Consider the following 22,452-nt stretch of genomic DNA (forward strand, 5'->3'; position numbering starts at 1 on the left):
GCCCGGCAGCCTGTTAACCTGGCGGCTGTGAAGGTGGTCCCTGTCGCGCAACGCACAGCCGCGGAACACGTGCGATCGCAACTCGTTGAACTGATCGAGTCGGGTGAGTTCGCAGTAGGCCAGCGGCTGCCCTCCGAAGCCGAGCTGGCCAAATCATTTGCGGTCAGCCGTTCGGTGATCCGTGAAGCGCTCCACAGTGTGAACGCGCTGGGTCTCACCCGTTCGTATGCCGGCAAGGGCACCTTCGTCGACGCACAGTTCGCGCCGTCCCAGCTGCTGACCGGCAAGTACCTTCCCCGGGACCTGCACGAGGTGCGCAAGACGTTGGAGGTGCCATTGGCCGCCCTCGCGGCGGAGCGCCGTTCCCGGGCAGACCTCAAGGCGATGACCGCGCTGCTCGCAAGGTTCCGTGAGGAGGAGGATCCCTCCGTACGGGTTGGCATCGATGCCGACTTCCACGTAGCCATCGCCACAGCGACCGCCAACCCTCTGTTCCCTCGGCTGGTCTCAGAACTCCGCACGGTTCTGCAGGAGCAAGCCATAGCCGCGGCAATCGTTCCGGGCCGGGCGGCTCGGGCGGCCGACGAGCACGACGCAATCCTTGCGGCCATCTCGGAGCGTGACGCTCATGCGGCGGCTGATGCGATGAGGCTTCACCTGGCTGCCGTGGAGGACACCGTGACCTCGCTCGGACGCCGGAAATAGTCCACCGCGCAGGCAGCCCTGCCGAAGCTACAGGCACACCGGATCAGGGTGGTGCATGTAGGTTCTCACCCTCGACAGCGGGCTCTCGCGATCTTGGCGACTGCGTTGGCGGTCCGCCAAGATCGCGAGAAGCCCCTGGTGGGGTTCAGGGCACGATCGCATACAGACCGTCGGTCGGGTCGACCACGGCGTTGAGTTGCGTTCCGACCTTCAGGGCCGGGTGGTCCTTGCACTGCGAGGCAGATTCGAACGGCTCGAACCCAGGCCCGCTGATCAGCAGGCTCATGTAGGTTCTCGACGTCGATGACGCTTGCGACACGGCGGTCTCAGTGCTGAACTAGGCCGCCGACGGGGACGGCGGCGACGTGGCCGGTTGCCGGAAGGGTCTGCGCCAGCGCAAGGCCAATGTCGACCAGCGATGATCGGCGCAGGCGAGCTACCTCGGGTATCGGGGTCCATACCGACTCGGCGGTTTCGCCGTTCGGCTCGGGTCGGAGAGCGCCACCGGTGATACGGACTCGGTAAAAGATGCCGACATTCTGGTGCTCAAGCCCCAACCGTGCCTCGGCGGCAGGAATCACCCTCGAGTCCACGCCCAGCAGGCGTTCGACCACCGCGTCGCAGCCGGTCTCCTCGGCGACCTCCCGGATGACCGCATCGAACGGATCCTCCGCGTGCTCGACCTTGCCGCCTGGAAGGGTCCAGTTCGTGTCGCCCGTCGGTGATACATAACGAGCGAGCAGTACCTGCTCATCCTCAATGCACACGGCGTATGCCGCCAGCCGGAAACTCATCCTCGTTCCTCCCGGCGGACCCTATCTCAGTGATCTCTCGACGTCGGGGCGCATTCGGTCCATGCAGCCGGCTCGGCTTCACGTCCACCACGGTCAGCACGCCAGAGACATTGCACAGCAACAGGTCCGGCACATGGTGCCGCGATCGCCGTCACCGCCGGATCGAAGTCAGCCAGCAAGATCCGAGCGAGTTCCCGCCAGCTCTCGTACGCCACTGACCTCGCTCGCCTGGCGGCGTGCCGCGCACCGATCGTCAGCCACGAGTGCCGCCGCGTTCGTTTCTTTCGGCGAGGCGCTGGGCTTGCCCGTTGTGCACATCGCTTACCCACTCCCAGCCGGGCTTAGCCGATGGGCCGATCCGCGGGTCACTGGGAACATGGCCCTCACGCAAGGCGAGCACGTACGCCCGATCCCGCTCGATCCGTGCGTGTACCTGATCAGCTCCGCCGACTGACCCGTGGCCAGGGACGACGACATCGACATCGCCCGCCACGCCCTCCAGCAGCCGCAGCGCTGCGAGGTAGTCCTCGATCGGGTCAGCGGTGCCGTCCAAGTCGAGCATCGGGATCAAGACATCAGAGAGCATGTCGCCGGCGACGAGAACCCCGCGTTCTTCGATGAACAGCGCCGCATGGCCCGGTGCATGCGCTTGATGCTCGATGATCCGGACTTGAGGGCCGTCCCATGGAATCTGCGCCGTCTCGGCGGGCAGGGCGGTGATGAGGCCGAACAGGTCCAGCGGGACATGCTCGGCGATGCCCGTCGGTTCCAGGTGGGCGGTGATCTCGGCCTTCGCACCCGGGTCGGACAGCTGATCCCGGACAGCGGCCGCGCAGCGGGCCGTGCCGTAACGAGGGGCCGCGCCGAGCTGGGCGTGCCAGAGCAGGTGATCCCAATCCGGATGCGTCGAGAAGCCTGCCACGACGGTCTGGCCCGAGTTGGACAGGTCGTTCGCGAGGCAGGCCATTTCGTGGTCCTGCACCCCGGGGTCGATGAGCAACACGCCGGCGCGGCCTTGCACGACAATGGCGTTGCTCTGGACGAACTCGCTCTCGTGGACCAGCACACCCTCCGCGACCTGCCTCAGCACGAGCTCGCCTCGCTTGCCTCCTGGATGGCGTAACGGTGCATCGTGACGCCCTGCTTGAACGATCGCTGCTCGAGCAGGTCGAGCTCGATCGGCACGTCGTAGTCGTCGAACAGCGGCCTGCCGAAGCCGAGGATCGCGGGATGGGTGAAGAGCAGCAGCTCGTCGAGAAGCCCCGCCCGGAGCAGCTGCGTGGCGAGCGCCGCGCCGCCCACACCGATGGTGCCGTCGGTCCCGGCCCGCAGGGCGGCGAGTTGCTCGATCGCGTCGTCTCCGCCGATGATCCGGGTATTGTGATCGGCGCTGAGGCGGGTGCGGGAGACGAGCACCTTGGGCGCGGCGGTCCAGATCTCGCCGTACTCACGCATGACATCCGGCAGCGACGCGTCCTCACGCGCCCGTGGCCAGTACTCCTCCATCGTCTCGTACATGACCCGACCCTGGACCATGACCGCGAGCGCCCGCGCCTGCGCGTTGAACTCGCGGTGCAGTTCCTCGTCGATGCGCAGCCACTCGCCGGCACCGTTGTCCCCAGGAACTTGCTCGATCCGCAGGTCGAGGGACACGTTCATCCAATAGACGAAGCGGCCCATCTCTCCCCACCCCCAGTGATTGCGTTCTGCAACTACTATATTGAGGACGAAATACCTGTCAAGGAGGGGACGTGGAACCACGGTCCGGGTGTCCGATCAACGCCGCCGTCGAGGTGCTCGGAGATCGCTGGTCGTTGCTCGTGCTGCGCGACGTCATCTTCGGCGACCGCCGCTACTTCCGGGCGCTGCTCACCGGGTCGATCGAGGGCATCGCTTCGAACATCCTCGCCGACCGCCTCGTGCGGCTCGTCGAGGCAGGGATCCTCACCCGCGGCACCGCAGCGCGGGGGCAGCGCGCTCGCTACAGCCTCACTGAAGCCGGCATCCAGACTCTTCCGATCATCTACGCCCTCGGCAACTGGGGCCTCGACTGGCGCCCCGGCAGCGACGAGCTCCGGAGCCGGCAGCAGCTCATGCGCGACGAGGGTCCGGCGTTCATCGAGGAGCTCATGGACGAGCTTCGGGTGCGCCACCTGGACGCCCCGCCGAAGCCGCACCACGGCCCGGGACCCCTCGAGCGTCTCAACGCCGCCTACGCCGCCGAGCAGGAACGCCGACCTGGTGCGAGAAGACCCCGTTCAACCTTCTAGCTCGTCCCTGAGGCGACCATCGTCCACATCAAGCGCCACCCGGTCGCCATGGGATATGCGTAGAGGCCGCCAGATCCTGACCGGGACAGAACCTGGCGCCTCTTCACACTCACACCGAAAATCGGCAACCGAACCGGCCCGGGGTGCTACCGCGCGTTGTACCGGTGGTCGAGGGCCAGGTCGTGGTCGTCGAGCGAGGGGATGTACACCGGGGATCCAGATGCCGCAAATGAAGGAGCCGTTACGCCCGCCCAGCGCTGCACCGCCGCCGTCGCCGTGGCGGTCTCGTCCGGGGTGAGCTTGGCGATGTTCGCGCCGTGGTTGGCGCCCGCCGCGACGTACCACAGTGAGTCCTTCGTCCCCGGCCCGAGGCGGAACGGCTCGGCGCTCCACGGGTCGTTCTGGCCGTAGACGAGTAGCAGCTGCCGGCCGGCGAACTTCACCCAGAGGTCGATGTCGAGCATCGCCAGCGGCTGGAAGCGCGGCACGAGCTCCCGCGGGATATAGGACTGCGCACGGTCCTGGCCGCGGTAGTGCTGCAGCTTGGCCAGGTGCGGCAGCGAGAGTTTCGGGTAGCCGAGCTGGTAGGAGGCCTGGAAATACAACGGGGTGTACGGCTCGAGGCCCTGGTCGGTGTTGGCGTCCAGGCCGAGGATGAAGTCCATCCACGCCCAGATGTCGTCGCTGGACGCGGTGGCCGGCGGCACGTCGGCGCAGTCGCTTTCCGAGCCGTACTGCCAGAAGGCCCACGTCGTGCCGTTGACCAAGAACTCGAAGGCCCGGTCGGCGCCGCCCACGGTGGTGAAGGTGCGCTGGTTGGCCTCGGCCCAGGCCTGGTACCGCGCGACGAACTCGGCCCGCCGGTGCAGCGCCTCGACCTGCACGCCGTCCAGCGCGGCCCGGCAGGCGGCGGTGCCGACCGTGGTGAAGAACTTGTCGTAGGCGGAGTCCTCGGAGTTCACCACGTCCTGGGACGCGACGTAGGCAACGGTGCCGTCCACGTCACCCGGGTAGAAGCGGCGGTGGTACACCGAGGTCACGCCGCCCTTGCTCGCACCCGTCGAGATCCACTTCTGCGCGTAGATCGGCTTCAGCGCCTGCACGATCCGGTGGTGGTCCGTGGCCGCCTGCCGGATCGTCAGCTCCCGCGGCCAGTCCGGGTTCGCCGGTCGCGAGGGGGCGAAGAAGCGCTGCTCGACCGAGATCTGGTTGCCGTCGATGAGCCGCGTCGGCTCGGACCGGAAGGCGTACTCCGGCACGTAGTACCCGGTGGTGTGCAGCACCATGGGCCGGTCGGTGCCGCGGTGCAGCAGGGTGAAGCGCTGCTGGAACGTGCCAGCGCGCGGGCGCTGATGGTCGACCGGCTGGCTGATGCTGAGGATGAAGAACCGGTGCGGCGCCGCGACCGGCTGCTCCTCGATCACGGTCAGCCCGGGCACCGCTCGCAGCCGGGCCAGGATGTCGGTGTCGGCCGCCGCGGCCGCCGGCCCCGCGACGCCGACCGCCCCGACCAGGCCTACCAGCACGCTGAACGCGAGCAGCAGGTTCCGAATGCGAACCACAGGATCCTCCCCATCGAAGAACAGGTCGGTGAACATGCTGTCCGGGAACAGCGCCTCGCGGCGCTCGTGCAGGAACGCAACAAACCGAGTTGCCGGGAAGGGCCTCGTCGCAGAACCATGCTGGCGGCGGCCATCGTTGACACCAGCTACTAGGGCCAGGCGAGGCAGAAGGTGTGGCCGGCCGGATCCGCGTAGATCCGGAACCCCGTGCGCGCGGCCGGATCGTCGACCGCCTTCAACAGCCGCCCGCCCAGCTTGATCGCCTTCTCGTGCGCGGCATCGAGGTCTTCGAGGTAGAAGTCGAGGTGGACCTGCTGTGACGACGCGCCGTCCGGCCACGTGGGTGGCACATGATCGGGGGCCAGTTGGACAGCCAGGTGCCACTCCCCGTCGATCCAGATGTTGTGCCACGTGTCCTTCGCCTCGACGGAGCCGTCCAGGAGTCCAGCCCAGAATGCGCTCTCCGCCTCAAGATCCGCTGCCTCGAAAACAATCGTCCGGCGTTTGAACTTCACAAGGCCACACCCCTCTCCGGCGGATGTTGAACTACGCACGCTCATTCTGGCGATTCCTGCCGGAGCGCGACGCCCCAGGTTTTGGGGATACGTGCGTCCCGGCGCTTTCGCCACCCAGCGCATGCTCTCGGCTGGTGACCGGACTGCCCGCGATCCCCCGCTTTGTGTGACATCACGCCGTCGGGACGCGCCGGTAGGGTCGGCGAAACCGGTGGCTCCGCGCCGATGGCACGGACCGGTCGAACGAGGCAACGTGACGCTGGCCGACGATCCCGAGAGGGATACCGGTCACCGCGATGGGTCGACGTCATCTTCTCTGTATAGAAGGTACGCACAGTTAGGAGGTACGCATGACCGGCACGGGTGTGGTCCACGGCGGCCAGCACGGGCTTGACGAAGAGCACCTGCCGCCCGTCTCGTACGGGGTGCGGCTGGTGGGTAAGGCCCAGGTCACCAACCCGTCGGGGGCGGGCCTCGAGCGTCACATCGCGGACGTGGCCGCGTACGACAACTACGCGTTCCTCACGGTGTACCGGGAGCCGACGTGTGAGCGGACCGGCGCTTACGTCATCAACATCAGCGACCCGAAGGCACCCTTCGAGGTCCAGAGCGCGTTCATGGAGACCACGCCGGGCAACTACGCCGGCGAGGGTCCGAGCGTGACCGAGATCCACAACGAGTACTTCAGTGGTGTGCTGTTCATACACGGAAACGAGATGTACGCCCAGGCCGATGCGCCGGACCCGACCGGGCCGCGCCAGCGGGGCGGCATCAATATCTGGAACATTTCCGACCCGGAGCACCCCCAGCTCTTGGCCGCCCACGCCGGCGACTACACGGGTCCGGACGGCGAGGCCGAGTCGCAGGCCTTGGCGGTGTACTACACGTTCGCCTGGACCAACAACTTCACCGGCCGCACCTACGTCGGCTTCGTAACCGATAAACCCACCAGCGATATCGGCATCATGGACATCACCGACCCCCGCAACCCGGTTATGGTCAACGCCCTCGACCTGAAGGTGGCGCCGTTCAACGTCACCCAGGACACTTCGAAGGGCCTCACCTCGGTGTTTTCCCACGCCGTCAAGGTGCGTCCGGTCGGCCATCGGTACGTCATGAACGCGACGTACTGGGACGGCGGATACGTGTTGCTCGACGTGACCGACCCGACGCCGGGCAACGTCTCGCTGATCGCCCAGAGCGACTACGCCGAATTTGACGAGGAGCGCGCAAAGCGCGGGCAACAGATCTCGCCGGAGGGCAACGCCGAACATTGCGAGCTCTCGCCCGACGCCGAATACCTGGTGGGCGCCGACGAGGACTTCGATCCGTATCGCCTGCTCGGCACGATCACGTCGGGTCCGCACGCCGGCACGGAGTATGTCGCGACGTGGAGCCCGGACACGGCACCGGTCGATGCCGACACCACGATCTCCGGCACGCCGACCTTCGTCGGCTTCGGATGCCCGGGGACGGTGCGGCCCGGTCACGGGATCGCGCTCATCGAGCGTGACGCATCGATCCTCACCGGTGGGTCGGCCAAAGGGTGTTCGTTCCAGGAGAAGCTGGACACCATCGCCGCCGCCGGTTATGACGCGGGCATCATATTCAACCACCAGGGGCCGGACGGCCTCCAACAGTTCCCCACGTCGGCCAAAGGAACGATTCCGCTCATGTTCGTCAACCGTCTGACGGGTCTGCAACTGCTCGGGGTGCCCGGCGTGACCGAGGCGACGGCCTGCACGACCGCGACGCCGGCCACGCCGGCCGTCTCCGCGACCGATATCAAGGCGGTGTTCGACGGTTGGGGCTACATCCGGCTGTTCAAGACGGACATCCCGGGCCGCGCCGGCACCGGCTCGATGACTCAGATCGACACGTATGCAATCCCTGAGTCGCAGGACCCGAGGTTCGCGTCCGGCTTCGGCGACCTCTCGGCGTCCCATGTGGCGATCGACCCGGATCGCAAGCTGGTGTACGCCACCTTCTACGCGGGCGGGTTGCGGGTGCTGAGCTACGGCAGTGGCGGTCTGCAGGAGGTCGGCGCCTTCTGCGAGCCCGGCAACGACTTCTTGGGCGTCGAGATCCACAAGATCGGCGAGAAGAACTACGTCCTGGTCAGCGACCGGAACTTCGGTCTCTACATCTTCGACGTCTGATCACGCACCGAACATGCGCTGGTGGCGGCCCCCAGTGGGGCGCGCCACCAGCGCTGCGGTGGTGGGCGACGAAGATCGTGCGGCGAGAGGTCCCCGTACTGGTCCACCGCCCGGTACACGTAGCGCCACACGCCACCGACCTTGACGGACGTCTCGTCGACGTACCAACGGCCGCCGCGACGGCCGCGCAGCCTCCGCCAACAGCTGGTGAACTCGCCGCGTCAGACCGCCGACGGGCGTGTCGATCAAAGCTATTGACGTCGACAGATGCTACGGTCGCCACCACGACGAGTTCATGTCCCCAATTGGCGCGACCGGCAGCCGACCCAGAGATGTCAGAGAATGGCCGCAGAATGCAATCAGCCCAGGTCGTAGGCATATGTCGGCGCCCGAGGGCTGCCCGAGACGAGTGCTCGGGTCCCGCTTCCGCCGGCCCGACGATGGGACGAAGTCTGATGCAGATGCTTGCGGGGATACCGTGCTACGCATAGACGTACTGATCAACAGCCCAGTCTACCTTGTCGGACTCGTCCACGTCCTCAACGAAGCAGGCATAGCCGTCGTCTCAGCCCGAACCTCACCCACCGAGGAACCGTCCTGGCTCGCCGACGCCGCGGTTCTCGACGCCGACGCCCTCCCACCACCAGACGGCCTGCAATACATCACCCAGACCGCCCGCACCACAGCCGTCCTGGTCCTACTCAGCGACTGGTCCCTACCCGCCGAGGAATACCTACAGGCCAGCGCCACCGGTGTAATCAACATACGCGAATCCGGCGAAAATCTCATCGCCGCGCTACGAGCCGTGACAACCGGCGCACAGGTAATCCCCGAAGGCCACACCCTTCCGCCCCCCGCCGAACGCCCCGACCCACCCGCGCTGAACCTCTCCGAACGCGAAGAACAGGTACTCAGCCAAATCGCCCACGGACTGACCCACGGACAAATCGCCACCCGACTCGGCATCAGCCCACACACCGTCGACACATACGTCAAACGCATCCGCGCCAAACTCGGCGTAGGAAACAAAGCCGAACTCACCCGGGTCGCGCTCCTCGGCCGGCTACCCAGACCCGTCACCGAAAAGGTCGCCTGACCAACTGTCGCAGGCCCGGTCGTCCCGGTCGTGCAGCACGCACCCGCCGGCGCCCGCTGGAACCTCCGCGAAGAAGTCTCCCGCGCACGCCTCCCGGCGGCCAGTACGCGCTCTGCGGGAGGTCGAGCACGGTGCCGCGCAACAGCGTGCCGTCGCCGCCACCCACGTCCGTCACCGTGACCAACTGGCCCCGGTCGTACGCCTCGGCGATGCCGGCCGCCAGCGGGGACATGGTGCGTTACCAGTCGACCGGTGCGCCGTCGCGAAAGAGGCCTCCGGTCGGACCTTCGTCGGGCAGAGTCGCCAGCCACACCGGCGTATCCGGCGAGCCCGCCACCCGGACCGCACCGGTGTCGTCACGGTCCACCACCCGCAGCGGCTCCGGGATACACGCGTTGACCAGGATGCCGTCCGCCGCGAACTCGTCGGCGAGCATCCGGGTCAGCGCGTTGACCGCGTGCTTCGAGACGCCGTACGCCGCCGACTCCGGGCGGGTCACCGTGAGGTTTCCCGGCCGGCTCGATACGTTGACGATCCGGCCGTATCGATGTATGCGCATCAATGGTGCGACCGCCTGGGTGAGCCGCCACGTGCCGAGCAGGTTGATCTCGAGCGTGTCGCGTACCGCCGCCAGGTCCACGTCGGCGGCGCCCCGGTCGTCGCCGCGCAGCACGGCCGCGTTGTTGACGAGGACGTCGCAGCGCCCGAGCCGCGCGCGCAACCAGCCGGCGAGACGGTCGACGCTCGCCGGATCCGTGACGTCGAGCTGCCGCACCACGACCCGCTCCGCGAGGTCGCCGAGCAGCTCCACGGCGAGCCGGCCGCGCTCCACCGACCGGCTGCCCATGGCGACGCGCATGCCCCGCTCGGCCAGCCCGCGGACGATCTGCAGCCCGAGGCCGCGGTTGCCGCCGCTGACGAGCGCCACCCTGCCGTCCGCCGGCTCACCCGCCGCCGGCGGTGCGGTGGCGTCGTGCCGGACGGAGACCGTGCCGGGCCGGCTTGCGCTCGAGAACGGTGCCTTTACCCGCCCATTCGATGCTGCCGCTGTGTGATCCCGCCGGAACATCCCGGTCCTCGACAATGAATGGTGCCCACACCGCCGAATACCTGCGGGCGGGCGCGTCTGGTGTGATCAGCAAGTGCGAGTCGGGTGAACGCATCATCCGAGCGGTGCACGCTATCACGACCAGGGTGCGGATATGTCCCGGCAGCGCCGCACCGACGCGGACCCCGGTTCCAGTGACAAGACCCGTCAGTCAGGTCCGCTTACGGTTGGTTCAACCGGCGTCTGAATAGCCTCCATCGGTACGGACCGGCCCCGAGTCTCCGACTTCAGGCACGTCAGACCAGCGAGTGCATCCATCATGAGGAAGGAAATCAAGGTGGCTGAAAGCACTATCCAAACGGCGGCCCAAGGGCTGACGGCCGAACAGGTGGAGTCGTTCAAGGAGAACGGGTTCATCGGGCCGTTCGACCTCTATTCCGAGCAAGAGGCTCCGCTGGTCTGGAGCCAGGCCATGATCGAGATGGTCACGTCCGAGAACAAGCCGCACAACTCGACCATCATCAACTACGACCGCCACCTCGACTGCAACGCGCTGTCCCAGCACATCGCCCACCCGACGATCGTCCACAAGCTCCGCAGCCTCATGGGCGACGACATCATCTGCTGGAAGACGAACATCTTCGAGAAGCAGCCGGGCGAGGCGGGAACGGGCTGGCACCAGGTCGAGGCGTTCACCGTGTTCGAGTCGGCCACCGTCGCGTATCCCTCCCTGAGGTACACGGAGGAGTCCACGGCCGCCACGCAGGAGTTGACCGTCTGGACGGCCTTCTCCGAGGCAGACAAGGAGCACGGCTGCCTCCGTTTCCTGCCCGGCAGCCACAAGCAGTGGTACTACGACGAGACAAAGCCGATGTCGCGCAACGTGGAAAGCAAGTCCCACGACTTCTTCGGCTACGACTACTCGGAGCTCAAGCTCGACAAGGACTGGGATCCGGACAAGCACGAAATCGTCGACATGGAGATGAAGCCGGGCCAGTTCGTCATCTTCCTGGCCAAGTGCATCCACGGCTCGTACCCGAACACGAGTGCCACCAAGCGCCTGGGGTTCGCGTCCCGTTACGTCTCGCCGTCCGTCCGGGTCTACGAGCACATCGACAGCCTCAGCGGGTTCGGCGACGCGATCAGCCTCGACTACCACGGCAGCGTTCTGGTGTCCGGCGAGGACAACTACGGGCACAACCGGATCCACCAGAACAACCTCAACGGCTTCCCCTTCCCGAAGGTCGAGACCAATGGACGCTGACGACTACCGGCACAAGTTCGCCGAGTTCCTCGCGACTCAGCCCATAGGCGACGACCTCGCCTACGAGCAGATCGTCCGGGCGCAGTCCCGGGATGAGCTGGGTATCACCTCGCTCAACATGATCATGGTGCTGATGAACTACATCAAGAAGTACACGAACGACACCGTCACACTCCGCCCGGAATGGGTCCTGCGGCTGAACGACGTCGACGGCATCGTCTCCGTGCTCCGCGAGATCGACGCGAGCGCGGTCGAACCGGCTCGGTCCTGACGTCCGCCACCTCGCCGGGCTCGGCACTTTCCCTCGTCCCCTCTGCCGATCGAAGGAACCATGATCTCGGATCACGAAGACATCGGCATCGGCTCGTTCGCGTGTGCCTTCGGCGACGCCGAATGCAAGCCGGAGAACATCCCCGACTTTGAGGCCCTCTGGGAGACCGTGTCGTTCGGCACCGACTTCGCCGAGATGGGATGTACGACGTACCGGAAGATGTCGGGCCCGGTGGAGGACTATGTCGTGGACGCCGTGCGCCGGACCCTGCAGGACGCCGGCGCCACCGCCGCGGACGTCGACCACCTCGTGTTCGCGACCAGCGACCCGACCCTCGCCCTGTTGCCGTCCGACTTCGCGGGCAGAGTGCTCCTCGCCTTGGGACTGGACGACTGCGTCCCGCACGTCGTGTCCTTCCAACGGTGCTGCAGCTCTCTGACCGCCCTGCGGCACGGCCAGCGGCTGTTCTCCGATCCGGAGGTGACGCACGTGGTGGTGGTCGCCGTGGACTTCGTGCCGCACGACCGCGACCGGGTGCGGTCCTACGCCATGTTCGGTGACGCGGCCGTCAGCTGCCTGCTGACCCGGCACGATCCGGGGCTGATGCGGCTGGTCTCGTCCGCGGTCAAGATGGATCCGGACGGGTTGCGCGGCCGCGACTCGTTCATCTCGCGGAAGAACGTCGCCGACCGGACGCTGTCCGCGGTGCTCCGCGCCGGTGGCCGGCAGCAGGGACAGATAGCCAAGGTGTTCGCGGCCAACCTGCACAAGCCGCTGACGTTGTTCAACGCGACGTCCGTCGGTCTGCTGCCGGACACGCTGCACTTCGCCGACACGCTCGCCGCCTACGGACACTGCGGAAACGCCGACTGGATGATCAACCTGGTCGACTATCACGAGCGGTTCGGTATCCGGTCCGGGGAGACGTATCTGGCGCAGTCCCTGGCGCCGGGGTTCTACGCCTGCGGACTTCTCGAAGGAAGCGCGCCGTGAACGGGTCTCTGTCCACAACGGACTGGATCGGGCCGATCACCGTGCCGGACGGCGTGATGGGCACCCTGCACTCCCTCGCCACGGCGGCCGGGGTGGACGACTTCGTCACGTTGTCGATCTGCGCCGGCGTGCTGGTCGAACGGCTGCCGCGGCCGGGCACGAACTGCCGCGTCCGGGTCACCCGGGGGCCGGTCGAGGCGATCGTCCCGGCCGCCGGCGCCCCGGACCCGTCCCTCAGCTTCCGCGAGGCGCTCCGGCAGGCCCCCCGCTCCGGGAGCGCCATCGCGCCCGATGCCGACGACGACCAACCGGTCGCCGTGACGATCCTGATCGCTCGGGCCGGCCGGCATCTGTACGTCGATACCGTGACCGACGACTCCGACGTCCCCTCCACGCAGGCCTGGGCCCGCTCCTTCCTGCAGTTGCTGACCAGCATGGCGAACGAGCCCGACACGCCGATGCTCGACCATCCTCTGGTCGGCGCCGAGGAGCGCGAGCGGATCCTGCACGGCCTCAACCCGCAGCGGGACCCGGAGATCCGGTACCGCACGATGGCGGAACCGTTCCAGGAGCAGGCGGAACACACCCCGGACGCGGTCGCGCTGCAGGACGAGGACGGAGGCACGGTCAGCTACCGGGAGTTGAACGAACGAGCGAACCGGTTGGCCCACCACCTGCGCGGGCACGGTGCCGGTCCCGGCACGCGGATCGGCATCTGCCTCCAGCGCGGTATCCACCAGGTCGTCGCGATCTACGCCGCCGTCAAGACCGGTGCCACCTACGTCCCTCTCGACGCCGACCTGCCGGACCAGCGCATCGCTCTGATGCTGGCGGACTCGGCGCCCCGTCACGTGCTGACCGACCCGTCCTGCCGCGGTCGCATACCGGACGGTGCCTGGGACATCCACGACGTCCACGCGGAGCAGGCCTGGTCCGGCCGTCCCGCCACGAACCCGGTCCTCGACGGCACCGCCTCCGCGCTGGTCCACATCCTCTACACATCGGGGACGACCGGCCGGCCCAAGGGCGTGGCCTCCCCCACCGGCGGCACCCTGGCCAACGTCTTCTGGATGCAGCGCCAGTACCCGTTCCATCCCGGCGACACGGCCCTGTTCAAGGCCTCCCCCGGATTCGACATCTCGATCTGGGAGATCTTCTGGCCGCTCTACCACGGGGCGCGCCTGGTGATCTGCCGGCCCGGCGCCGAGCGCGATCCGCGGCACCTCGCCAGGCTCACCCGCAGGCACGACGTGTCGATGATCTTCCTGGTGCCGACGATGATGACGGCCTTCCTGGAGGAGATGTCCTCGGCGGGAGCCGACGCGCTGCGGTGGGTGGTGTGCGGCGGCGAGCCGATGAGCCCGCGGATCCCGGAGACGTTCCACGCCACGCTGCCCGGGAGCAACCTCGTCAACGCGTTCGGTCCGACCGAGGCCGGTCCGGTCACCGACAACGTCATCGAGCCCGGCTCGGACGGTGTCTTCGTTCCGGTCGGCCGGCCCGCCGACAACTTCCGGGTGACCGTGCTGGACGCCAATCTCGATCTCGTACCGGTCGGCACGCCCGGGGAGGCGTACATCAGCGGCGTTGTCGGCCTGGCGGACGGCTACTGGCGGCAGCCGGGCAGGACCGCGGAGCGGTTCGTCGCGGATCCTTACGGGCCGCCGGGATCGCGGATGTATCGCACCGGTGACCTCTGTCGCCATCGCGAGGACGGCGCGCTGGAGCACCTCGGCCGGATCGACCGGCAGGTCAAGATCCGTGGGCTGCGGGTCGAACCCGGTGAGATCGAGTCGGTGCTGGCCGCTCACCCCGCGGTCGGCGACTGCGCGGTGATCGCCCACGGACAGCCGCTGCGCCTCCTCGCCTTCGTCGTGCCCGCCGGCGGGAGCTCCACCGCCGACCTGGATCCCGCGACGATCCTCGGGCACACGGCCGGGCTGCCCCGCCAGATGCGGCCCGAGCGGGTCGTGCCCGTGGACTACCTACCGGCGACGGTGAACGGCAAAATCGACCAGAACGAGCTGATCAAGATCTGGCAGGAGCTGACCGAGCGCGAGCGTACGGTCGTGCCCCCCGCCGACGAGCTGGAAGCGGCCCTGGTCGAGATCTACCGGCGGGTCCTGGGCCGGTCGCCGATCAGCATGCTGGACACGTTCGTCGAGCTCGGCGGCCACTCGATGCTCACGTTCCGGCTGCGCGACGAGTGCCAGGCGATCCTGCGAGCCGCGCCCGACATGACGGAGCTCCTCCACGGGACACTGCGCGACGTGGCCGCGACGATCCGCGGCGGAGGGCGCCCACCCGAGACGAAGATTCCCGTCACCGCAGGACGAGAACCGGAGGACGGCTTTGGACACGCTGACGATCGGCGACACGGAGAAGCTCGCTGATGCGCTGCGCGGCGACCTGATCACCCCGGCGCACCCACGCTACGACCAGGTCCGCAAGGTCTGGAACGGAGACATCAACCGGCATCCCCCGCTGATCGCGCGCTGTGCGGACGCGGCGGACGTGGCCGCGGCCGTCACGTTCGCCGCCGAGCGGGGACTGCCCATCGCGGTACGCGGCGGTGGCCACAGCGTTTCCGGCCAGGGGCTCTGCGACGACGGCCTGGTCGTCGACCTGTCCCGGATGCGAGCGGTCGAGGTGGACCCGCGCCGCCGTCTGGCCCACGTCCAGGGTGGAGCGCTGTGGCAGGACGTCGACCCGGTTACCCAGGCGCACCGCATGGCCACCACCGGCGGGATCGTCAGCGAGACCGGCGTCGGCGGGCTCACGCTCGGCGGCGGGATCGGCCACCTGATGCGCCGCTGCGGGCTCACCGTGGACAACCTGGTCGAGGCCGATCTGGTGACCGCCGACGGCCGCTGCGTCACGGTGGACGCGACGACGGACCCGGAACTGTTGTGGGGTCTGCGTGGCGGTGGCGGCAACTTCGGGACCGTGGTGCGGTTCGGTCTGCGGCTCCACGAGGTGGGTCCGACCGTCCTCGCCGGGATGCTCATCTATCCGCTGGACGACGCGCTGTCCGTCCTGCCCCACTACCGCGACCTGATCGCGGACGCCCCGGACGTGCTCGGGACAATCCTGAACCTCCGGCTGTGCCCACCCGTCTCGGCCGTCCCCGAGCGCCTGCACGGGTCCCCGATCGTGGCCATCAACGTCTGCTGGTCCGGCGACATCGAGGAGGGACAGGCGTTCCTGCGTCCGCTGCGCGCCTTCGGGCGGCCACTGCTCGACACGGTCGCCCCGATGCCGTACGTGGACCTGCAGCGGATGGTTGACGGCACGTCCCGCCCCGGCAAGCACTACTACTGGCGTTCGGTGGACTTCGGGCCGCTCACCGACCAGGTCATCACGACCCTCGTCGAGCACGCGTCCCGGATCACCTCGCCGATGTCCGCCGTGCCGGTCTACCACCTGGGCGGGGCGGTCGGCCGCGTGCCGGCCGAGGACACCGCCTTCGGCTCGCGCCACGCCAGCCACAACATCAACATGTTCGGCGCGTGGGAGCCCGACCAGGACGACCGGGACCGCCACGTCGCCTGGGTCCGCGACTTCAGCGAGGCGATGGCACCCCACTCCGTCGGGCAGTACGTCAACTTCCTCAACGACGAGGGCACCGACAGCGTGCGCGCGGCGTACGGCCGGCGGTGGCGGCGCCTGGTCGCGCTCAAGCGGCGCGTCGACCCCCAGAACCTTTTCCGGTACAACTTCAACATCGATCCTGAGTGGCCGGACGAGGGAGACACATGAGATTTGGCATCATGATCGTCCCGGAGGATCGGTGGCAGACGGCGCGGCTGAAGTGGCGTCAGGCCGAGCAGATGGGATTCGATCACGCCTGGACCTACGACCACCTGAACTGGCGGGCGTTCCGCGCGAAGGACTGGTTCACCGCCGTCCCGACGCTGACCGCCGCGGCGGTGGAAACCGAGCGTATCGGGCTCGGCGTCCTGGTCGCCTCGCCCAACCTGCGGCACCCGGTGTCCCTGGCCAAGGACGTCACCGCCATCGACGACATCTCGGGCGGCCGCCTCATCCTCGGTCTCGGCTCCGGGGCCGAGGGTTTCGACTCCACCATGACCCGCCGAGCCCCGTGGAGCCGGCGCGAGCGGACCGCGCGGTTCGCGGAGTACGTGCAGCTCACCGATCTGCTCCTGAGGCAGCCGGTCACCACGTTCGACGGCCGCTACTACGTGGCCCACGAGGTTTATTCCTATCCGCTGTGCCAGCAGGAGCCCCGCGTCCCGTTCGCCATTGCCGCCTCCGGTGCCCGTGGCATGCGCCTGGTGGCCGAGTACGGCTCGTACTGGGTGACCACGGGCGAGCCGAACCGGTTCGCGAGCGCGCCGTACGAACAGGCGCTCCCCGTCCTCCGCCAGCAGGTGGAGGCGCTCGAGAAAGCCTGTCTGGAGATCGGCCGCGACCCGGCGACCGTGGCCCGGCTGCTGGTCACCGGCCCCACCGTGGGTGGCGTCCTTGCGTCGCCGGAAGCGTTTTTCGACGCGGCGGGCCGATTCGCCGAGGCCGGCATCACGGACGTCGTCGTGCAATGGCCGCGGCCGGACGAACCGTTCCCGGGAAAGGTGGAGGTTTTGGAAAAAGTGGCCGAGGATCTGGATCGTCACCGAATCACGTGACTCCGCGACGGAATAAGACCCGCCTACCGTCTCAGAAGAACTCCGAATTCAACTGAGAGGGATTGCGTGATCCGATGCGAACCCATTATGTAGCGGACACCTCACTCGATGACACCCGCCTCGCGAAAGACCTCGAGCAGAGCGATTCATTTCCGTGGTCCGAGGCGTACAGCGACTACGTTTTCGGCGGTGCCTGGAAGAGCTGCATGCTCTGGGCCCGGGGCGGGGACGCCGGCGACGGAGTGGTCACCAACTACGATCACGGCCGGCCCGCCACGTTCACGCAATTCGGCAACCAGCTCCCCTATCTGCGCGAGCTGATCACCACGGTCGCCGACCTGGACCGGCTGAACTTCGTGCGGTTGGCGAAGGTGCAGAACAGCGTGATCATCCCGCACCGGGATCTGCTCGAGCTCAGCGAGCTCGCGGACGACACCCGCAACGCCCACCGGATGCACATCCCCCTCGTCACCAACGAGGACTGCTTCTTCAACGAGGGCAACACCGTGTTCCGGATGCGCAAGGGCGAGGTCTGGTTCCTCGACGCCTCGGAGATCCACTCGGTGGCGGTGCTCTCCGCCGAGGAGCGGGTCCACCTGATGCTCGACTTCGTGAACGTGCCGTCCGCGAAACCTCTGATCACGATCGAGGGCCGGAGCGCCGACGCCGGCATTCCGCAGGACCGGACGGTCGAACGACCACCGCTCACCGACGCCGACCGCGCCCGCCTGATGCAGCTCGCCGACGTCGTGACGATGGAAACAATCAACGAGATCTTCAGCATCGTCATCAAGAAACACTTCCGGTACGACGGTGGCGACGACTTCGTCTGGAACACCATGATTGACATCGCGCGCGCTTCCGCGGACCCGGCCGCACTCCGGCACGTCGAGGAACTGCGCCGCTACTACACATTGGAACGGTCCGCCTCCGAATAACCGTGCGAGCCGCCGGTTGTCCCATAAAGCGGGGAACGCTTCGGGCCACGGATTCAGGCGACGATAGACCGAAGAAATAGTGCCAGCTCGCGCCTACCCTCTTCTGGGGTGATAAGACATGAGAGAGACGCCATCGGCCCTTACGTTGGCGGTCCACGACGGATACCCGACGCCGCGGTTTCATCACGTGGGGGTCCAGACGAACGATCTCGAGAACAGTGTCCGCTGGTATGAAGACTTTCTCGGGTGCGAGCGGGCGTGGACGCTCGACCAGTTCTCCGAACTGACCCGGAGCCGCTTGCCGGGCATCCGGACGCTGACCGAGATGGTCTTCGGCAACGTGCGCGTCCACCTGTTCGAGCGGCCCGGCCGGGCGTCCGAACCGGCGGAAAGCGCCGTCCAGTTCCAGCATTTCTGTTTCTGCGTGAACGCCCCCGAGGATCTGGAACGGCTCCGGCAGCGCTGGATCGAGCTGTACGAGTCCGGCCGCTACACGTTCGCGCTGGACGAGCAGCCGACCGACATCGTGGTCGACGCGGACGGCGTGCAGAGCTTCTACACGTACGACGTCAACGGGCTGGAGTTCGAGTTCACCTTCATGCCGAGTGACATGTCATGAAGCCGGTCGTGAGTGGGGCGCTGTGTGATCTGCCGGCCAACGGGCGATGGGACTTCGGCGGGTTCGCCTACGGTCTCGAACCGCTGGTCCTCCCGACCGTGGGAGCCCCGGACGCCGCCGCCGACGACCCCGCGGTCGTGGCCCCGGTCGACACCTACGCCCAGACCTGCTGGCGCATTCGCACCCTCGGCGAGCGTGGCCTGCTGACGCCCGAGGTCGAGCGGTGCGACGAGCCGGACGAGCTGTTCTGGTTCCGGTGGATCACCGGGCACCAGGTCTGTTTCGTCGTCTGGCGGCTGATCGCGGGGCTCCTCGACGACCTGAACCAGGGCCGACGATCGGCGGCCGAGGTCGTCGGACCGATCAGCCGCTACGTGGACGGCTACTCCGCGATGCTGCTCTACACCGGATCGTGCCCGCGCGACCTGTACAGCGTGCTGATCCGGCCGAGCATGCGGCTGCGGCACCGGGCCTTCAGCGGCAGTTGGGCGCCGGACTACTGGCCGATCCGGGACCTGTTCCGCCGCCGCCACCTGCCGGCGACGTCCGACATTGACACCGGTGAGCTCGTGGACGCCATCACGCTGCTGCACCTCGTGCACGACGGGGTCGCCGCGCGACTGGTCACCAACGGCAAGTCGCTGCTGCGGGAGGCGGCCGTCCGCGGGCCCCGCCACCGCCTGGCCGGGATGATCTACGACACCTACTTCGCGACGCTGCGGGCTCCGGTCACCCGGCACGAGGTCGTGGCCCAGTTGCTCCGGCGGCTCGTAGCCATCGCCCAGGACATCGCCGCCAACGGCCTGTACACGGTGGACGCCGACGACCGGCCGCCCGAGCTGCAGAAGCCCGAGGTGGTCAAGTGCGAGAACGGCCTCGTCGACATCGTGCTCGGCGTCGCGGAGCACGCGTGCGGGCTCGCGGACGGGCCGGCCGAGCCGCTGCAGTCGAACCTCCGTACCACCGTGGCCGAGGTGTGAGCCGATGACCGTCATGCGACCCCAACTGACCGGAACATTCGGCGCCGTGGCCTCGACGCACTGGCTCGCGTCCGCCGTCGGCATGGGCATCCTCGACAGGGGTGGCAACGCCTTCGACGCGGCGGCGGCCGCCGGCTTCGCCCTCCAGGTGGTCGAGCCGCACTCGAACGGACCCGGCGGCGACGTCGTGATATCCGTCTACCCGCGCTCGACCGGCACGGTACGCGTCATCTGCGGCCAGGGCCCCATGCCGCGAGCGGCGACCATCGACAGGTTCGCCACGCTCGGCATCAAGCAGATGCCCGCGGCGGGCCTGCTCCCCGCGACCGTGCCGGGCGCGTTCGGGGCCTGGATGCGCCTGCTCGCCGAGTTCGGCACGATGCCACTGGCCACTGTCCTCGAACCGGCGATCGGCTACGCCTCCCGCGGCTACCCGCTGCTGCCCGGCGCCGCGTCGACGATCGCGGCGATGGCTCCGCTGTTCCGGACGGAGTGGACCGAGTCGGGTCGCACCTACCTGCCGGACGGTGCGGTGCCGGCGGCCGGCTCCCGGATGCGCAACGCGACGCTGGCCGGCACCTACGAGCGGCTGGTTCGCGAGGCCCGGGCCGCGTCGACCGACCGGGAAGCCCAGATCGAGGCGGCTCGCTCCGCCTTCTACGAGGGCTTCGTCGCCGAGGCGATCGACCGCTTCGCGCGTACCACCGAGGTGTTCGACTCGACCGGACGGCGGCACCGCGGCCTGTTGACCGGCGACGACCTGGCGACCTGGCGGTCGGACGTCGAGGAGCCGTGCGCACTGCCGTACGGCGACTTCACCGTCCACAAGCCGGGGCCCTGGTCGCAGGGTCCGGTCTTCCTGCAGCAGCTGGCGATACTCGAGGGCTGCGACCTGCGCGGCATGGGGCTGGGCAGCGTCGAGTACGTCCACACCCTCGCGGAGGCGGCCAAGCTCGCGTTCGCCGACCGCGAGGCCTGGTACGGGGACCCGGCGCACACGCCGGTGCCGATGGCCGAACTCCTGGCGCCGGCGTACTCCGCGCGGCGGCGCTCGCTGATCGGCGACAGCGCGGCCCTCGACCCCGAACCCGGCCGGCCGGACGGCGGCGAGCCCTGGATCCCGCAGGCCGAACCGGAGCAGCCGGGTGCCGACGAGCCGGAGTGGATGGCTCACCTACGCAGTGGCCTGCCCACCGTGACTCCGGCCGCGCCCCGCGCCGGCGCCGGGAACACCTGCACCGTCGCGGTCGTGGACCGGTGGGGAAACCTTGCCGTCGCCGTACCGAGCGGTGGCTGGCTCAAGAGCTCACCGGTGATCCCGGACCTCGGCTTCGCGCTGGGCACCCGCGGCCAGACCGCCTGGCTCACCGAGGGACACCCGAACTCGCTCGCGCCCGGACGGCGTCCGCGCACGACGTTGAGCCCCAGCATCGTGCTGCGCGACGGCGAGCCGTTCCTGGCCTTCGGCACGCCGGGCGGTGACCAGCAGGACCAATGGACGCTCCAGGCGTTCCTCGCGATCGCGGAGTTCGGACTCGAACCGCAGGCGGCGACCGAGCTTCCCGCCAGCCACATCGACCACTTCGCGCAGTCGTTCGCGCCGCGCGTCTCGCGACCGGGCGTGGTGGTCGTGGAGCGCTCGTTCGGCCCCGCGGTGCTCGCCGAGCTCGAGAAGAAGGGCCACCGGCTCGACGTGGTGCCGGAGTCCACCCTCGGCAAGGTCTGCGCCGCCGGTGTCGACCCCGGTACCGGCTTCGTGCGGGCCGCGACCGGCCCGCGCGGGCGCCAGGCGTACGCGGTGTGTTGGTAGCCACCCGACCGTGAGGCGGTAAGCCATGTTCGTGCCCAGTCACTACCGGATCGAGGACGAGGAGTGGCACCGCCGGATCATCGACGGCCACCCCCTGGCGACGCTCACCACCAACGGCGCGACCGTCCCCTGGGCCACCCGCCTACCGGCCCTGGTCGCCCCGGATGAGCCCGAATCCGGTCCGCTGGCCGGAACCGAGATCGTCGGCCACCTCAACCGCGCCAACCCGCACTGGAAGGCGCTGGCGGACGGCACGTACGCCCGGCTGATGTTCGACGGGCCGGGCGGCTTCGTCACACCGGCGGTCTACCCCTGCGACCCGTCCGCCCCGACGTGGAACTTCGCCGCCGTGCACGTCTGCGGCCGCCTCCGGTTGATCCGCGAACCGGAGGAGACGCTCGAGGTCGTCCGGTGGACGGCCGAGCGCCTGGAGGGGCGCTTCGGTGCGGGCTGGGACCAGACCTCCTCGGTCGACTACTTCCGCCGGATCGTGCACGGCGTCGGCGCGTTCCGGCTGTCGATCGAATCGGTGGAGGCGCTGTTCAAGCTCAGCCAGGAGAAGCCGGCGGACGTCCAGGAGTCGGTGATCCGGCACTACGAGGCGGACATGAGCGGCGCCAACTGGCCGATCGCCCGGCTGATGCGGGAGGCCGGGATGGGATGTTTCGACGGCTCGCCGGACGACGCCGCGTCGGTCTGCCCCTTCTGAGCCGCTCCGGTACCCGCCGCCGCGCCCCGCAACATGGTCGGGGCGCGGCTCAGGTGAACCGCGCCCCGCCCGC

Annotated in this window: 23 protein-coding genes; 15 read left to right on the forward strand and 8 right to left on the reverse strand. The window is 68.3% G+C overall.

Features of this window, described 5'->3' with window-relative positions; all coding sequences use genetic code 11:
* Positions 1–27 precede the first annotated feature (27 nt).
* Positions 28–705, forward strand: a complete 678-nt coding sequence (locus tag Dfulv_RS34000; protein WP_259857909.1) for a FadR/GntR family transcriptional regulator — start codon at positions 28–30, stop codon at positions 703–705.
* 145 nt (positions 706–850) lie between these two features.
* Here the strand turns inward: Dfulv_RS34000 and Dfulv_RS34005 are convergent, their stop codons facing one another.
* From Dfulv_RS34005 to Dfulv_RS34020, 4 genes are all read right to left on the reverse strand, one after another.
* Positions 851–991: a hypothetical protein gene (locus tag Dfulv_RS34005; RefSeq protein ID WP_259857910.1), complete on the reverse strand. Its 141-nt coding sequence runs from the start codon at positions 989–991 to the stop codon at positions 851–853.
* Between the two features lie 40 nt (positions 992–1,031).
* Complete coding sequence (locus Dfulv_RS34010) at positions 1,032–1,499, reverse strand: NUDIX hydrolase (protein WP_259857911.1); 468 nt, start codon at positions 1,497–1,499, stop codon at positions 1,032–1,034.
* Positions 1,500–1,752: 253 nt separating this feature from the next.
* Positions 1,753–2,589 carry an MBL fold metallo-hydrolase gene (locus Dfulv_RS34015; RefSeq protein ID WP_259857912.1) on the reverse strand — a complete coding sequence of 279 codons (837 nt, stop codon included), beginning with the start codon at positions 2,587–2,589 and terminating at the stop codon, positions 1,753–1,755.
* Positions 2,583–3,179 carry a dihydrofolate reductase family protein gene (locus Dfulv_RS34020; protein WP_259857913.1) on the reverse strand — a complete coding sequence of 199 codons (597 nt, stop codon included), beginning with the start codon at positions 3,177–3,179 and terminating at the stop codon, positions 2,583–2,585. The genes Dfulv_RS34015 and Dfulv_RS34020 overlap by 7 nt, the downstream gene beginning before the upstream one ends.
* Positions 3,180–3,250: 71 nt before the next feature.
* On the opposite strand from Dfulv_RS34020, the gene Dfulv_RS34025 reads away from it, so the two are divergent.
* Entirely contained in the window at positions 3,251–3,769 is a 519-nt protein-coding gene (locus Dfulv_RS34025; protein WP_259857914.1) for a winged helix-turn-helix transcriptional regulator, read from the forward strand.
* Positions 3,770–3,915: 146 nt separating this feature from the next.
* Here the strand turns inward: Dfulv_RS34025 and Dfulv_RS34030 are convergent, their stop codons facing one another.
* Both Dfulv_RS34030 and Dfulv_RS34035 read right to left on the reverse strand, forming a co-directional pair.
* Positions 3,916–5,331 (reverse strand): S28 family serine protease, encoded by a 1,416-nt coding sequence (locus Dfulv_RS34030; RefSeq protein ID WP_259857915.1) that lies wholly within the window; start codon positions 5,329–5,331, stop codon positions 3,916–3,918.
* Positions 5,332–5,480: 149 nt separating this feature from the next.
* The gene (locus tag Dfulv_RS34035) at positions 5,481–5,846 is read right to left on the reverse strand and encodes a VOC family protein (protein ID WP_259857916.1); all 366 of its coding nucleotides are present in this window, start codon (positions 5,844–5,846) and stop codon (positions 5,481–5,483) included.
* Between the two features lie 350 nt (positions 5,847–6,196).
* Here Dfulv_RS34035 and Dfulv_RS34040 point away from each other — a divergent pair, with 350 nt between their 5' ends.
* Positions 6,197–8,005 carry a PA domain-containing protein gene (locus tag Dfulv_RS34040; protein WP_259857917.1) on the forward strand — a complete coding sequence of 603 codons (1,809 nt, stop codon included), beginning with the start codon at positions 6,197–6,199 and terminating at the stop codon, positions 8,003–8,005.
* On the opposite strand, the gene Dfulv_RS48955 is transcribed toward Dfulv_RS34040, so the two are convergent.
* The gene (locus Dfulv_RS48955) at positions 7,987–8,196 is read right to left on the reverse strand and encodes a DDE-type integrase/transposase/recombinase (RefSeq protein WP_406568038.1); all 210 of its coding nucleotides are present in this window, start codon (positions 8,194–8,196) and stop codon (positions 7,987–7,989) included. The two genes, Dfulv_RS34040 and Dfulv_RS48955, sit on opposite strands and share 19 nt — an antisense overlap.
* Before the next feature lie 287 nt (positions 8,197–8,483).
* Here Dfulv_RS48955 and Dfulv_RS34050 point away from each other — a divergent pair, with 287 nt between their 5' ends.
* The gene (locus Dfulv_RS34050; RefSeq protein WP_259857918.1) at positions 8,484–9,101 is read left to right on the forward strand and encodes a response regulator transcription factor; all 618 of its coding nucleotides are present in this window, start codon (positions 8,484–8,486) and stop codon (positions 9,099–9,101) included.
* A gap of 238 nt (positions 9,102–9,339) precedes the next feature.
* Here Dfulv_RS34050 and Dfulv_RS34055 read toward each other — a convergent pair whose 3' ends face one another.
* Entirely contained in the window at positions 9,340–10,029 is a 690-nt protein-coding gene (locus Dfulv_RS34055) for an SDR family NAD(P)-dependent oxidoreductase (RefSeq protein ID WP_259857919.1), read from the reverse strand.
* A 457-nt stretch (positions 10,030–10,486) separates the two neighbouring features.
* Here Dfulv_RS34055 and Dfulv_RS34060 point away from each other — a divergent pair, with 457 nt between their 5' ends.
* The 11 genes from Dfulv_RS34060 to Dfulv_RS34110 all read left to right on the forward strand — a co-directional run bounded on the left by Dfulv_RS34060 (position 10,487) and on the right by Dfulv_RS34110 (position 22,379).
* Positions 10,487–11,413, forward strand: a complete 927-nt coding sequence (locus tag Dfulv_RS34060) for a chlorinating enzyme (RefSeq protein ID WP_259857920.1) — start codon at positions 10,487–10,489, stop codon at positions 11,411–11,413.
* The gene (locus Dfulv_RS34065; RefSeq protein WP_259857921.1) at positions 11,403–11,684 is read left to right on the forward strand and encodes a hypothetical protein; all 282 of its coding nucleotides are present in this window, start codon (positions 11,403–11,405) and stop codon (positions 11,682–11,684) included. Before Dfulv_RS34060 ends, Dfulv_RS34065 begins: the two co-directional genes overlap by 11 nt.
* A gap of 60 nt (positions 11,685–11,744) precedes the next feature.
* Positions 11,745–12,677, forward strand: a complete 933-nt coding sequence (locus Dfulv_RS34070; RefSeq protein ID WP_259857922.1) for a hypothetical protein — start codon at positions 11,745–11,747, stop codon at positions 12,675–12,677.
* Positions 12,674–15,070: a non-ribosomal peptide synthetase gene (locus tag Dfulv_RS34075; RefSeq protein ID WP_259857923.1), complete on the forward strand. Its 2,397-nt coding sequence runs from the start codon at positions 12,674–12,676 to the stop codon at positions 15,068–15,070. Before Dfulv_RS34070 ends, Dfulv_RS34075 begins: the two co-directional genes overlap by 4 nt.
* Entirely contained in the window at positions 15,030–16,436 is a 1,407-nt protein-coding gene (locus Dfulv_RS34080; protein WP_259857924.1) for an FAD-binding oxidoreductase, read from the forward strand. Before Dfulv_RS34075 ends, Dfulv_RS34080 begins: the two co-directional genes overlap by 41 nt.
* Positions 16,433–17,323 carry an LLM class flavin-dependent oxidoreductase gene (locus Dfulv_RS34085; RefSeq protein ID WP_259857925.1) on the forward strand — a complete coding sequence of 297 codons (891 nt, stop codon included), beginning with the start codon at positions 16,433–16,435 and terminating at the stop codon, positions 17,321–17,323. The genes Dfulv_RS34080 and Dfulv_RS34085 overlap by 4 nt, the downstream gene beginning before the upstream one ends.
* A 74-nt stretch (positions 17,324–17,397) precedes the next feature.
* Positions 17,398–18,261: an aspartyl/asparaginyl beta-hydroxylase domain-containing protein gene (locus tag Dfulv_RS34090; RefSeq protein ID WP_259857926.1), complete on the forward strand. Its 864-nt coding sequence runs from the start codon at positions 17,398–17,400 to the stop codon at positions 18,259–18,261.
* A gap of 187 nt (positions 18,262–18,448) precedes the next feature.
* On the forward strand, positions 18,449–18,880 hold the full coding sequence (locus tag Dfulv_RS34095) for a VOC family protein (RefSeq protein WP_259857927.1): 432 nt from the start codon (positions 18,449–18,451) through the stop codon (positions 18,878–18,880).
* Between the two features lie 8 nt (positions 18,881–18,888).
* On the forward strand, positions 18,889–19,860 hold the full coding sequence (locus Dfulv_RS34100) for a hypothetical protein (RefSeq protein ID WP_259857928.1): 972 nt from the start codon (positions 18,889–18,891) through the stop codon (positions 19,858–19,860).
* Positions 19,861–19,864: 4 nt separating this feature from the next.
* Complete coding sequence (locus Dfulv_RS34105; RefSeq protein ID WP_259857929.1) at positions 19,865–21,670, forward strand: gamma-glutamyltransferase family protein; 1,806 nt, start codon at positions 19,865–19,867, stop codon at positions 21,668–21,670.
* Positions 21,671–21,695: 25 nt separating this feature from the next.
* Positions 21,696–22,379 carry an FMN-binding negative transcriptional regulator gene (locus Dfulv_RS34110; protein WP_259857930.1) on the forward strand — a complete coding sequence of 228 codons (684 nt, stop codon included), beginning with the start codon at positions 21,696–21,698 and terminating at the stop codon, positions 22,377–22,379.
* Positions 22,380–22,452: the final 73 nt, after the last annotated feature.

Source organism: Dactylosporangium fulvum (assembly GCF_025137375.1).
Lineage (GTDB): Bacteria > Actinomycetota > Actinomycetes > Mycobacteriales > Micromonosporaceae > Dactylosporangium > Dactylosporangium fulvum.